This window comes from Legionella sp. 39-23 (genome assembly GCF_001897665.1).
GTDB lineage: Bacteria > Pseudomonadota > Gammaproteobacteria > Legionellales > Legionellaceae > Legionella > Legionella steelei.
This window is the reverse complement of record NZ_MKTO01000049.1, coordinates 1-12,469: the sequence shown is the minus strand read 5'-3', so window position 1 is coordinate 12,469 and position 12,469 is coordinate 1. Positions and strand designations below refer to the sequence as shown.

Here is a 12,469-nt window from a genome sequence, read left to right as displayed (position 1 = left end):
TGCACGGCAATTTCACCTGAATTTTGATTATTATACTTTCAGATTATACCCCCGGTATTATGCCATAATGCACCACCTCATTAACGGCCCCATTTCTTGTAGTGCCATCTACTATCCAGAAATTGCCTTTATTATTTAAACCAAACTTAACATTGACATATTCACATACTTTTATCGTATCAGCACAATCAATAATTTTTCCATAAGAGGTTTTGCCATCACCTAAAGTACAAATAAATTTGACTAATGGCTCTCCGGTAGCCAAAGCTGCCCATTGACGGCCACCTATTGTATGATTGTATCGAGTAGTATACTGACTGTCTTCATCTCGCATTTGATACAGACTCACAGTTTGTGGCAATTGATTAAAAAAGAAATACAAGGATTGCAAAGCCCCCTCTTTTCCAGGAAAAAGAGACAATACTTTTAAACTTTCTTTATATCCCACCGGCCTGCATCCTATAGGAAATCGAGCCTCTTCTTTTTCTGCCTTAGCTTGTGCTTCTTTAGGATCAATTTTTTTAGATTTGGCTGCATCAAGGTGCGTAGACAGTAGCCCCAAGAAAAGCATCAATGAAATCGAAGTGATTTTTTTAATTGTATTCATCTTATTTCTCACTCACTGTCATTTATTGGACGAACAATAACTGTTGTACCCCTAAAATTATTTCGTTCGCTTGATAACTCAACAAAATTCAGATTTAACCATTTAGCATCCTCGGTAAACATGCGAACACATCCATGGCTTGCTCTTACTCCTGGAATGTCTGAAGAACCATGCAATGCGAAACCTTTATGGAAAAACATGCAGAAAGGCATCTTCGCGCCACCTTTACCGATAGGGAACACATCGGACACACATTTTTCATTTTCTTTACTGAATACTCGATAAATCCCTGTTAGAGTGCGGCAAGAACGATTGGCGTCAGGACATCGATCTCTTCCTGATGAAATTGGTCCCCATCTCACCAAATTACCTTCGGCGTCATAGGCTCCAAAAGCCAGTTTATCTTGATCGACGATAATTTGTTTTTGATGTTCATTTGGAATTTTTAGCGGGAAAGGAGAAACATCAAAAACAGTGAGGTACGCTAGATTTTTTGGAACGGCAATCACCTTACCAGTCCATAAGGGATTATAAGTACGATTGATTTTTTGGACGATATCCCGTTGCTTTTCATCCGGAAATAAGGTTTCCCAACTTTGTCCCGACTCCACCTTAATACAATTGTACTGTGGGTAACCGCATAATCCAGTGCCATAAAAATTACCAGCATGCGCAACGGCAACCATAAACATCATTAATGCAGTTGAAAGTAATTTATACATATGCCCCCCTCTCACCTTACTTTTATTTTTTTACATGCAAGATTTGTGCTTAAATATCAATTTATTCTAATTATTATTCGAGCATATCTAATTTAAGTTTAGTACGAATACTAGAGTTTTTGCTAGGGTTATGAAGAATATTCTTGTTTAATAATAAGTTGCTTGGGCGGAGTGTAGTAGTACAGGGGGTTGGGGCAGAAATGGAGTTCAGTAATTCCCGGGTTCCGCATCGCTACACCCAGGCTACAATTTTCATAGCTACACGTTTTCTCCATGAAAAAATTGAAAAATACGTTGTGCCAGATGTTCACTAATACCGGATACTTTAGCAATTTCGTCCATGGGAGCCTTGGCAAGCTCTCGGATTCCGCCAAAACGATGCAGCAATGCTTGCCTACGTTTTGCTCCGACGCCTTCAATATCTTCAAGCGTTGAATCCAATCTCTTTTTCTGTCTTTTTTTACGGTGAGCCGTAATAGCAAACCGATGCGCCTCGTCTCGAATATGTTGGAGCAAATGTAACGCCTTGGAGTCATCGGGCAAAGTTAGCTCACGTGCCTCATGCACTAAAATCAGCTTTTCCCATCCAGCTTTTCGTGAAGGCCCTTTAGCAACACCAAGTAAGAGCACTGTTGAGATCCCCAAAGATAAGAGTACTTTCTGAGCTACAGCAACTTGCCCCTTGCCTCCATCGATAATGAGCACATCCGGCAATGATTGAGCCTCTACTAAGCGTTTAAAGCGACGCGTAATTGCCTGTTCCATTGCCGCATAATCATCTCCTGGAGTAATGCCTTCGATATTAAAACGTCGATATTCACTAGGACAAGGCCCTTCATGATCAAACACCACGCACGATGCCACGGTTGCTTCACCCTGGGTATGGCTGATATCAAAACACTCCATGCGTTGAATCGCCTCGTTTAATCCTAAAAATTGCTCTAACTCATGAAAACGAGATTTCATTGTGGCGTGTTTTGTAACATATTCAGCCACTGAAACACGCAAATTATTAAGTGCAAAATCCATCCAACGGGATTTTATACCACGAGGACTAACTTGGATTTTACATAACTTACCGCGTTGTTGTGATAAGACCTCTTCTAGTGATTGGTGATCAACCAAATCATGGTTAGTAATAATTAAAGCAGGGATTTTCTCTGGGCTATCCAAATAATAGAATCCTACAAATGCATCAAAAGTTTGTTGCCACAAATCATCCATATTGAATTCATCATCCAAACCTTTTTGCGGCACAGAAGGAAAATAACTATGGCTTGCTAATACTTGGCCTTCACGGATTGTCGCACACTGAACGCAGGCAAAACCGGGACTTACCTCAATTGCAATAGCATCTGCATCACCGCGCAACTGTAAAATACCCTGTTGTTCTTGCACCAAACGTAAACTTTTAATTTGATCCCGCAAAAGTGCAGCCTCTTCAAAATTCAATTCACTTACTGCTTTGTCTATTCGCTTGGCAAGTTCATCGAGAATTAATTGAGACTTCCCTTGTAAAAATCGCATGGCATCGTGCACTGAGCGTTTGTAATTTTCTGGAGTGATATAATTGACACAAGGTGCTGTGCATCGTTTGATTTGATATTGCAAACAAGGTCTTGAACGGGCATTAAAATAACTGTCTCGACAGTTACGAATTTTAAAAACCTTTTGAATCGTTACTATAGTTTCCTTTACCGCGGAACTACTAGGATAAGGACCAAAAAAATCCCCTGCAAGAGGCTTTTTCTTAGAGCGATAGCTTTCAATTCGTGGAAAATCAGGATGATTGGAAAGATGGATGTAGGGATAGGATTTATCATCTCGCAACAAAACATTGTATTTTGGCTTTAATGTCTTGATCAGATTGCTTTCCAATAATAAAGCTTCTGTTTCACTGCGCGTCACAGAAATTTCTATAGAGACAATTTGGCTCACCAAAGAACGTGTTTTAATACCCGTATTTTGTTTATTAAAATAACTCGTGACCCGTTTTTTGAGATTGGATGCTTTACCTACGTAAAGAACAGTACCTGCTTCATCCAACATACGATAAACACCGGGTTCATTAGGCAGCTTAGTAAGGAACAACGCTAATTCAGTAGAAATATTCATGTAGTAATAATAACAATGATTTTTGATCTAAATAATGGTGTTTGGATGCTTTGTAGCCTGGATGCAGCGTAGCGGAACTCGGGAGCACCGCTGCTAGGTTAAACCCGGGTTCCGCTACGCTGCACCCAGGCTAGACAAACACCTTTAATCTTCTGATGCCAGATCAATAGGATTTTCTATAATTCCATGCTTCAGAGCTAAATAAGTAAGCTCTACATCATTTTTAATGCCTAATTTTTCAAATGTACGATAGCGATAACCATTAATAGTTTTAGTACTAAGGAACAATCGGTCGCTAATTTCTTGAACATTCATGCCACGAGTAATCATCAACATGACTTGCATTTCACGTTCAGATAATACATCAAAAGGTGAACCTTGTACTTCTTCCAAGCTGTTGATCGCCATTTTCTGAGCAATTTCAGCACTGAGATACCTTTCTCCTTTGGCAACTTTACGTATCGCAGCAGCCATTTCTTCAGCACCGGACTCTTTTGTCAGATAGCCCATGGCACCCAATTGCAACACACGAGTAGGCAACACATCAGAACACATTGCAGTGACAGCAATAACCTTAACGTGGGGATTTGATTTTTTCAACCGGCGAGTTACTTCCCAGCCATCAATTCCAGGCATTTTCATATCTAAGAGGACCACGTCAGGGGAATGTTTTTTTACTAGTGCTAAAGCTTGCTCACCGCTTTCTGCATCAGCAACTACTTCTACATCCGACATGTCTTCGAGTAATCGTCGAATCCCCATTCTAACCAATGCATGGTCATCAACAATTAATACTTTAATCAAATAATGCTCCTTGACATACGACAGCCAATGAACAAACAGTTGCTCGATGTTAACAAGACTGGCTGCTCATTACAATATACATACCTTTTCTAGATGAGCTATTACTTAAATATCCTAAAACTCATGGGAAAAAGGGATCGATTAACATGCTCGAATATGAATATTAGGGTTATTTGGATCCACCTTAAACAGTGGTGGAAACTCCCCTAACTCCCGAGTTCGAGCCAAGAGTTTACCTATATCCGATAAAACAAAATCATACAAAACCTGGTAATCACTAATCACAAAATAAACTGGTTGTAACATGTCAATACGATAGGGCATACGAAATGCCGCTATTGGTTCAAACATCGCTCTAAGCGGAATATCGCTTTCAACGCTATATACTGTTTCACTAATCGAAGACAGTATCCCACCGCCATAAGCGCGCAAGCCATTCACGCTTTTAATCAAACCAAACTCAACAGTAAACCAAAACATCCGTTGCAATAAGGGCCAATCAGACTCAGGGAAAGTTAGTACTTTCCGAGCATAATCGTAAACAAACTCTGCATAAACCTTGTCCGTCAACATGGGACAATGACCAAAAACCTCATGAAAAAGATCAGGCTCTTTTACATAATTCAATTCTTCTTCATTACGAATAAACGTAGCCACGGGGAAATGTTTTGTTGCCAATAATTCAAAAAATTCCCGAGCGGAAATTAACGCAGCAACTGCAGACACTTGCCACCCCGTTTTTGCTTTAAGCTTTTGATTTAGATCTGGAATCTGTGGAATTGCCTGCGAATTAAGGTCTAACGTCTTTAATCCAGTTAGGAATTCATCACAAGCTCTTCCTGGTAGTAGTTTTATTTGTCGTTCAAATAAAATACTCCAAATTGAGTTTTCTTTTTCAGAATAATTAACAAACCCTTGAGCGTCAGGAACATGCGCTACATAACGGCTTGAAAATTCCATAATTTCTCCTTCATTACAAATATCGCAAAAAGCAGGTGGTATGATGCGTAGTTATCTTAAAAAAAAACCACCTTTTTTAGTTATTAGGCAATTTGCGGATAAATGTCAACAACTATTACAGAATTTTCAAATTATGCTATAAAATCAAACTCATATTGAACACTAGGGAAACAGACAATGACGGTAGGCATTTTAGCAACCGGTGATGAAATAGTTCATGGTGATACTTTAAATACGAATAGCCATGATATTGCCCATGCGCTAAGCTCTGAAGGCTTACCTTTAGGTGTTCATGTTTCATGTAGTGACAAAGAAGCAGATATCATCAACAGTTTACACTTTTTGACCCAAAAACATGACATCATCATTATCATTGGTGGACTTGGGCCAACCACCGATGATCTCACTCGCTTTGCTTTATCTCAATTTACTGGTCAGACATTAATACAACACGCGGCTGCTCTTGAACATATAACAAGCCGACTGCGTGATGCACACTTAGGCCTTAACCCAGGAAATATTCAACAAAGCCTTTTCCCTGAGCATGCCCAGCTTTTGCCTAATCCTGTAGGTAGTGCTATGGGTTGTTACTATCCGTGGAATAATAAACACTTTTTTTTATTACCCGGGCCCCCTCGAGAATGCTTGCCTATGTTTAATCATCATGTATTACCTATATTGCAACAGACGACACACAGTCAAAAACAAATACTGAAATGGCGAATTTTTGGCTTGCCAGAAAGCGAAATAGCCCAAAAATTGGAAGAGGCACTGCAGAATATTGATTGCCAAACCGGTTATCGCTGGGAATCACCTTATATTGAATTTAAGGTGCGCTGTACGCCAAATCTTGCCGATAAAGTAAAAGCAGTTGTTGACCCCATCCTTAAGCCACATATTATTAGTAGCGTAGATAAAAAAGCTTCTGAAAATTTGCGAGAATTAATTGCATCCATTGATAAACCAATAACAATTATCGATGAGGCTACGGGTGGATTATTACAATTATTGCTTAGCAAACCCAATATACATCATTTATTGGACTTTAGTGGCCAGCATAAAAATAGATTATTTTTCCATATCAACGGCTTGGCAGAATATTGGCAGCAGCAACAAACACTTGGAACTGCACAATTAATTATTGACTACAGCAATCGCGATCAGGGGGGGCATGAAACTCATACTATACCCTATCGTACTGCTGCAGTAGTGGAGCATGCTGCAGAGTGGTTATGCTTCAGACTCTTTCATCTCATCAATCAGCTGCATCAATGAATAACACAGTTGTTGTGTTCCTTCGCCGCTGATTGCAGAAATGGCAAATACTTTATCGTGCCAATTCAAGCCCTTTACTATGGCTTGTATTCGTTCGTCCCGACTGGCTGCATCAGGTAGCATATCGATTTTGTTCAATACCAACCATCGAGGTTTTTGTAAAAGCTCAGGATTGTATTCTGCTAACTCATGAATAATTGCTTTGGCTGAGGCAACTGGATCACTCTCATCAAGGGGAGCAACATCAATGACATGCAGTAACACACAAGTACGTGCAAGATGTTTTAAAAACCGATGCCCAAGTCCTGCCCCTGTGGATGCCCCTTCAATAAGGCCAGGAATATCAGCCATGACAAAACTTTTGTGTGAAGAAACACTAACCACACCTAACCCCGGATGTAAGGTCGTAAAGGGATAATCAGCTACTTTAGCTTTTGAACTAGAAACTGCGCGAATTAAAGTAGACTTCCCTGCATTAGGTAACCCTAATAAACCCACATCAGCTAAAACACGTAATTCCAAGCGTAAATGCCGCGACTCCCCTGGACTTCCAGGAGAAGTTTGTCTTGGAGAGCGATTCACACTACTCTTATAACGGGTATTTCCTAAGCCATGAAAACCACCTTGGGCAATTAATACTGGCACGCCGGGCTCTTTAATATCGCCAAGCAATTCCCCAGTATCCACATCATAAATCATAGTACCCACAGGCACTTTTATTGTTAAATCATCACCTTTTTTCCCAGTACAATTTCCGCCCATACCAGGTTGACCATTACCTGCTTTGTAATGACGCATGTAACGAAAATCAATAAGCGTATTTAAATCGGTGCTTGCCTCGAAGTAAACACTACCTCCATCGCCCCCATCACCACCATCAGGGCCTCCTTTGGGAATAAATTTTTCGCGTCTGAAGCTTAGACAACCATTTCCGCCATTGCCTGCATCTATTTTTATCACTGCTTCATCAACGAATTTCATGACCAACCTCAAAATAAAAAAAAACCCCGTTGCCGGGGTTAATAACAACATTGTAATTAGGTAAATACTTATAACCAGGATTAAGAGAACAGCACGAACACTGCCACCTCCAGGATACAGTAATAGGGCCTAACCAAATTAGTTTGCAGCAGTTTCTTCGTTCTGCTCTGCAACTATAGTTACATATTTACGATTTTTTTCACCCTTGACAACAAATTGTACTAAACCTTCAACCAAGGCAAACAAAGTGTGATCACGGCCACAACCTACGCCAGGCCCTGGATGAAAACGTGTACCACGTTGTCTTACAATAATTTCACCCGCATTAACAAATTGACCGCCAAAACGCTTCACGCCAAGATACTTGGGATTCGAGTCGCGGCCGTTACGAGTACTACCACCTGCTTTCTTATGAGCCATTGCTATCCTCTCTTACTTACTTATCGCAGTAATTTTAACTTGCGAATAATATTGTCTGTGCCCCATTTGTTTCTTGTGGTGCTTACGACGACGATACTTGATAATTTTGACTTTTTTGTGACGACCATGATCAAGCACTTCAGCTTTTACTGTTGCCTTAGCAACTAATGGAGTGCCACAGACGATTTTATCGCCATCAGCCAACATGAGTACTTCTTTAAATTGTATTTCATTGCCAACATCTTCAGGCAGTAATTCAATTTTTAACACATCACCTTCCTTCACGGTGTATTGCTTACCGCCAGTTTTGATTACCGCATACATAATTTTTCTCCAACTCGCCTGATTGGCTATCACAAATTCATAAAGTCGCATATTCTATGAAATTATGACAATGACTTCAAGTTCATTTTAAAATATTGTATACTTCGCCACCCTTTCCGGATTTTTTAATTCATAATCCGGTGTTTAATCTGGTCGCGGATTAAATTTTGGGATTTTATAAATTTTTGGAGTATACAATGTCAAACATCCTTTTAGAAGCACAAACAAGAACGGATATGGGGAAAGGTGCGAGCCGCCGCCTACGTCGTCTTGAAAATAAAGTACCTGGTGTAATTTACGGCGGCGATAAAAAGCCAATGTCAATTCATTTTCAGCATAACAAGGTAGTCAAAGCTTTAGAAACTGAAAGTATCTATTCCAGTGTTTTTGATATCACCATTGATGGCAAAGTAGAACATGTTATTTTAAAGGCATTGCAACGACATCCTTACAAGCCAGTTGTAATGCACATGGATTTACAACGCGTTTCCAAAACTGACATTCTGATTAAATTAGTACCGATTCATTTTATCAATGAAGACAAAGCGCCTGGTATTAAAGCTGGCGGTATTATTAACCATACCATGACTCAAGTAGAAGTTCGTTGCCAAGCAAAAGATTTACCTGAGTTTATCGCTGTAGATATGGCTGATGTAAAAATGGATGATGTTGTCCATCTATCTCACTTAAAATTACCTAAAGGCGTACAACTAACTGTTGATGTGACCGATGGCAGCCATGACGCTCCTGTAGTAAGCATTCACATGCCTAGAGTCAGCGCAGCAGAAGAAGAAGCAGAAGCTACAGAAGTTCCTGCATCTGATGTTCCTACTGTTAGCTCTGAAAAAGATGAAGAGTAATCTTTTAAGTTTGATTGAAAAAATGTAACCGTAGTAAAAGTAGCCTGGGTGGAGCAAAGCGAAGCCCGGGTTTCGCTCTTCGCTTCACCCAGGCTACAAAAGCATTACAACCCTATCAAAGAGCTACACCATGGCCATAAAACTTATCATCGGTTTGCGTAATCCAGGCTCAGCATATGAACATACTCGACATAATGCTGGTGAATGGTTAGTCTCTTCTCTAGCTCAGCGCCATAGTGCCTTTTTTAAGCTGGAAAAAAAAATGCAAGCCGAGCTGACTGATTTGGAGTTAAATCAGCACTCAACTAAGTTGGTTTTACCTACAACTTTTATGAATCATAGTGGCCAACCAACCCGACTTATTAGTCAATTTTACCGAATTGCACCTGCAGAAATATTGGTTGTGCATGATGAGCTGGATTTACCCCCAGGACGCATTAAACTTAAAACAGGTGGGGGTCATGGTGGTCATAATGGCTTAAGAGATATAATAGCTCAATTAGGTAGCGCAGAATTTCACCGTTTACGCATAGGAATTGGTCATCCAGGCCACAGAGACTTAGTTCATCAATTTGTGCTCAGTAGACCCTCAGCACAAGACAGACAGTTAATTTATGACGCAATTGATAGAGGCATAGCAGTAATGCCTTCCGTATTCTCAGGTGATTTAGCCAGAGCAATGAATCAATTGAATGTATAGGCACTGTTACCCACAATGCAAAAGTCCTAATATAGGAATGTAGCGTAACAGTTGGTATAGTTTTAACAATAGAGGTACTACACATGGGATTTAAATGTGGCATCGTGGGCTTGCCCAATGTTGGTAAATCAACACTGTTCAACGCACTCACCAAAGCAGGTATTGAAGCGGCAAACTATCCTTTTTGCACGATTGAACCCAATGTCGGAATAGTTACTGTTCCGGATCCTCGTCTTGACGCTTTAAGTGACATAGTAAAACCACAACAAGTACTACCAGCAACCATGCAATTTGTTGATATTGCAGGTATTGTCAAAGGAGCATCCAAAGGCGAAGGTCTAGGCAATCAGTTTTTAGCAAACATTCGTGAAACCGATGCGATTGCGCATGTAGTCCGTTGTTTTGAAAATACAGATGTCGTTCATGTGGAAGGTCAGGTTCATCCACTGAGTGACATCGAAGTCATTAATACTGAACTCGCTTTAGCAGATATGGAAACTCTTGAAAAAGCCATATTAAAAGCAGGAAAAAACAGCCGTAGTGGCAATAAAGAAGCAATTTTTGAAATGAAAACCCTGGAAAAAATCAAGGCGCATCTTGATGAGGGACATCCTGTTCGTACTCTTGAATTGAGTACTGAAGAAGAGCCTATCGCGCGTCGTCTTTTTTTACTCACAGCGAAACCCGTCCTTTACATTGCAAATGTCGATGACAATGGCTATGAAAATAATCCTTTACTAGAGCAAGTTCGTAATTTAGCAATGCAAGAAAAAGCCAGCATTGTTGCTTTATGTGCTGCAACTGAAGCAGAGTTAGTTGAGTTGGATGAAGCTGATCGCCAAGAGTTTATGGAAGACTTAGGTTTAAGTGAACCTGGATTACATCGCGTGATTCGTGCAGGTTATGAATTGTTAGGGTTACAAACGTATTTTACTGCTGGAGTTAAAGAAGTCAGAGCATGGACAATTTCTAAAGGGGCTACCGCACCTCAAGCAGCAGGCGTTATCCATTCAGACTTTGAAAAAGGCTTTATTCGCGCAGAAGTCATCGCATACGATGCATTCATCTCCTGTAAAGGAGAACAAGGTGCGAAGGAGGCAGGAAAATTACGTCTGGAAGGTAAAGAGTACATCGTTTGTGATGGCGATGTAATGCATTTTCGATTTAATGTATAAGCCAAAGTTAAGGCCCGAACTTAGAAGAGAAATCTTGAACTTTGCTCAGATGTACTTACAAGTTAAGCCTACTTTTACTTGACAATACGTAGGTACAAACCTTAGCATTTGCTGATTGAATCGTAGAGGACAAACAATGTCGATTGACAGTATACGCGCGCTGGTTAGTGACGATTTTAATGCAGTTAATACTCTAATTGTGAATAAAATTGAATCGCAAATCGGCTTAATTGATGATATGTCCCATCACATCATAGAAAGTGGCGGTAAAAGGCTACGGCCATTGTTGGTTCTTTTAGCAAGTAATGCATGTGGCTATCAAGGTAATGAACATATTATATTGGCTGCTATGGTGGAATTTTTCCATACAGCCACACTACTCCACGACGACGTCATTGACGAGTCTACATTAAGAAGAGGACGTCAGACCGCAAACGACATCTGGGGTAGCAAAGCAAGCATTCTAGTGGGCGATTATCTTTTTACTCAATCTATCGAACTCATCGTTGACTCCGGAAATCCAGAAGTACTTAAGCTTTTTGCCAGTACCGCACTTGAGATCAGCTGTGGTGAAGTAAAACAGTTATCGAATCGTCATAACCCGGCACTAACATTTGATGAATATTTTGATGTAATTCGTGCAAAAACAGCTCTTTTATTTGCAGCTGCTGCCTGTATAGGCCCAATCATCAGCAAAGCCTCCAAGGAAATGCAAGACAGCCTCTATGCCTATGGCCTGCACTTAGGTAATGCGTTTCAACTGATAGATGATGCTCTGGATTATTGTTCTGATGCCAAAACTATCGGCAAAAATATTGGGGACGATTTGGCAGATGGGAAAGCCACATTACCTTTAATTCATGCATTACAACATGGTACTGAGCGACAAAAACAACAAATCATAGAAAGCCTGAAAAAAGGCAGTTTGGACTTTTTACCTGATATTCTGGTAGCTCTTGAGGAAACAAAAGCAATAGAATATACCAAGAACATTGCAGCTCAAGAAGTCGACAAAGCATTATCCGCGTTGATGATATTACCCGAGACCAAGTATAAACAGGCACTTATCAATTTGGCTGAATTCGCTTTACAAAGAAGCTATTGATTGCAGTAGTCTGGGTGTAACCCAACGACACCAGGATTAAGAGAAGTTTTTTGATACCTGAAAACCTGGGTTACGGCTTGCCTTCACCCAGCACGGAGTGTAGCTCAGCCTGGTAGAGCACTGCCTTCGGGAGGCAGGGGTCGCAGGTTCAATTCCTGTCACTCCGACCAATAAAATCAAATGGTTATGAAGTTTTCAGAATTTTGAAAAATAATATAGAGTGCATACAGAGTGCAATTTTAATGAGTCTTGGTGCATAAAAAATCCGAAAACTATAAAAAATTTAAGGACGTTGCCTAAATAAATATTTTCTTCGTAGGTAATATTAAAATTAATTCCTGTAACCTACGTCCAGAAGCAATCATTTCATCTAAATCAGAATATGCTCCCTTCTCCCCTTTGGGAGAAGGTGTCTAAAGGG

13 protein-coding genes and 1 tRNA gene are annotated in these 12,469 nt (G+C 40.2%); 6 read left to right on the top strand and 8 right to left on the bottom strand.

Features of this window, described 5'->3' with window-relative positions; genetic code table 11:
• Positions 1-43: 43 nt before the first annotated feature.
• From BGO44_RS18450 to phhA, 5 genes are all read right to left on the bottom strand, one after another.
• Positions 44-607: a hypothetical protein gene (locus BGO44_RS18450; protein ID WP_058510652.1), complete on the bottom strand. Its 564-nt coding sequence runs from the start codon at positions 605-607 to the stop codon at positions 44-46.
• Positions 608-615: 8 nt separating this feature from the next.
• On the bottom strand, positions 616-1,329 hold the full coding sequence (locus BGO44_RS18445; RefSeq protein ID WP_273201472.1) for a L,D-transpeptidase: 714 nt from the start codon (positions 1,327-1,329) through the stop codon (positions 616-618).
• Between the two features lie 258 nt (positions 1,330-1,587).
• Positions 1,588-3,444 (bottom strand): excinuclease ABC subunit UvrC, encoded by a 1,857-nt coding sequence (gene uvrC / locus BGO44_RS18440; RefSeq protein WP_273201470.1) that lies wholly within the window; start codon positions 3,442-3,444, stop codon positions 1,588-1,590.
• 144 nt (positions 3,445-3,588) lie between these two features.
• Positions 3,589-4,248, bottom strand: a complete 660-nt coding sequence (gene letA, locus BGO44_RS18435) for a two-component system response regulator LetA (protein WP_273201468.1) — start codon at positions 4,246-4,248, stop codon at positions 3,589-3,591.
• 141 nt (positions 4,249-4,389) lie between these two features.
• Entirely contained in the window at positions 4,390-5,208 is an 819-nt protein-coding gene (gene phhA / locus BGO44_RS18430; protein WP_058510656.1) for a phenylalanine 4-monooxygenase, read from the bottom strand.
• Positions 5,209-5,385: 177 nt separating this feature from the next.
• On the opposite strand from phhA, the gene BGO44_RS18425 reads away from it, so the two are divergent.
• On the top strand, positions 5,386-6,483 hold the full coding sequence (locus BGO44_RS18425; RefSeq protein ID WP_058510657.1) for a competence/damage-inducible protein A: 1,098 nt from the start codon (positions 5,386-5,388) through the stop codon (positions 6,481-6,483).
• Here BGO44_RS18425 and cgtA read toward each other — a convergent pair.
• The 3 genes from cgtA to rplU all read right to left on the bottom strand — a co-directional run bounded on the left by cgtA (position 6,439) and on the right by rplU (position 8,208).
• Positions 6,439-7,464 (bottom strand): Obg family GTPase CgtA, encoded by a 1,026-nt coding sequence (gene cgtA, locus BGO44_RS18420; protein WP_058510658.1) that lies wholly within the window; start codon positions 7,462-7,464, stop codon positions 6,439-6,441. The two genes, BGO44_RS18425 and cgtA, sit on opposite strands and share 45 nt — an antisense overlap.
• Positions 7,465-7,602: 138 nt before the next feature.
• Entirely contained in the window at positions 7,603-7,884 is a 282-nt protein-coding gene (gene rpmA, locus BGO44_RS18415; protein WP_058510659.1) for a 50S ribosomal protein L27, read from the bottom strand.
• A 12-nt stretch (positions 7,885-7,896) separates the two neighbouring features.
• A complete protein-coding gene (rplU, locus tag BGO44_RS18410) occupies positions 7,897-8,208 on the bottom strand; it encodes a 50S ribosomal protein L21 (RefSeq protein WP_058510660.1) in 312 nt (103 codons plus the stop codon).
• Between the two features lie 197 nt (positions 8,209-8,405).
• On the opposite strand from rplU, the gene BGO44_RS18405 reads away from it, so the two are divergent.
• The 5 genes from BGO44_RS18405 (at position 8,406) to BGO44_RS18385 (ending at position 12,218) form a co-directional block, all read left to right on the top strand.
• Positions 8,406-9,068 (top strand): 50S ribosomal protein L25/general stress protein Ctc, encoded by a 663-nt coding sequence (locus BGO44_RS18405; protein WP_058510661.1) that lies wholly within the window; start codon positions 8,406-8,408, stop codon positions 9,066-9,068.
• 130 nt (positions 9,069-9,198) lie between these two features.
• Entirely contained in the window at positions 9,199-9,768 is a 570-nt protein-coding gene (pth, locus tag BGO44_RS18400) for an aminoacyl-tRNA hydrolase (RefSeq protein ID WP_058510662.1), read from the top strand.
• Positions 9,769-9,851: 83 nt separating this feature from the next.
• A complete protein-coding gene (gene ychF, locus BGO44_RS18395) occupies positions 9,852-10,943 on the top strand; it encodes a redox-regulated ATPase YchF (protein WP_058510663.1) in 1,092 nt (363 codons plus the stop codon).
• Between the two features lie 136 nt (positions 10,944-11,079).
• On the top strand, positions 11,080-12,048 hold the full coding sequence (locus tag BGO44_RS18390; protein ID WP_058510664.1) for a polyprenyl synthetase family protein: 969 nt from the start codon (positions 11,080-11,082) through the stop codon (positions 12,046-12,048).
• A 93-nt stretch (positions 12,049-12,141) separates the two neighbouring features.
• Positions 12,142-12,218, top strand: a tRNA-Pro gene (locus tag BGO44_RS18385).
• Positions 12,219-12,469: the final 251 nt, after the last annotated feature.

Coding starts and splice junctions, on each gene's coding strand:
- rpmA (WP_058510659.1), bottom strand. CDS start 7,884: ATGGCTCATAAGAAAGCAGGTGGTAGTACTCGTAACGGCCGCGACTCG.
- BGO44_RS18445 (WP_273201472.1), bottom strand. CDS start 1,329: ATGTATAAATTACTTTCAACTGCATTAATGATGTTTATGGTTGCCGTT.
- uvrC (WP_273201470.1), bottom strand. CDS start 3,444: ATGAATATTTCTACTGAATTAGCGTTGTTCCTTACTAAGCTGCCTAAT.
- rplU (WP_058510660.1), bottom strand. CDS start 8,208: ATGTATGCGGTAATCAAAACTGGCGGTAAGCAATACACCGTGAAGGAA.
- cgtA (WP_058510658.1), bottom strand. CDS start 7,464: ATGAAATTCGTTGATGAAGCAGTGATAAAAATAGATGCAGGCAATGGC.
- BGO44_RS18405 (WP_058510661.1), top strand. CDS start 8,406: ATGTCAAACATCCTTTTAGAAGCACAAACAAGAACGGATATGGGGAAA.
- BGO44_RS18390 (WP_058510664.1), top strand. CDS start 11,080: ATGTCGATTGACAGTATACGCGCGCTGGTTAGTGACGATTTTAATGCA.
- phhA (WP_058510656.1), bottom strand. CDS start 5,208: ATGGAATTTTCAAGCCGTTATGTAGCGCATGTTCCTGACGCTCAAGGG.
- pth (WP_058510662.1), top strand. CDS start 9,199: ATGGCCATAAAACTTATCATCGGTTTGCGTAATCCAGGCTCAGCATAT.
- BGO44_RS18425 (WP_058510657.1), top strand. CDS start 5,386: ATGACGGTAGGCATTTTAGCAACCGGTGATGAAATAGTTCATGGTGAT.
- ychF (WP_058510663.1), top strand. CDS start 9,852: ATGGGATTTAAATGTGGCATCGTGGGCTTGCCCAATGTTGGTAAATCA.
- BGO44_RS18450 (WP_058510652.1), bottom strand. CDS start 607: ATGAATACAATTAAAAAAATCACTTCGATTTCATTGATGCTTTTCTTG.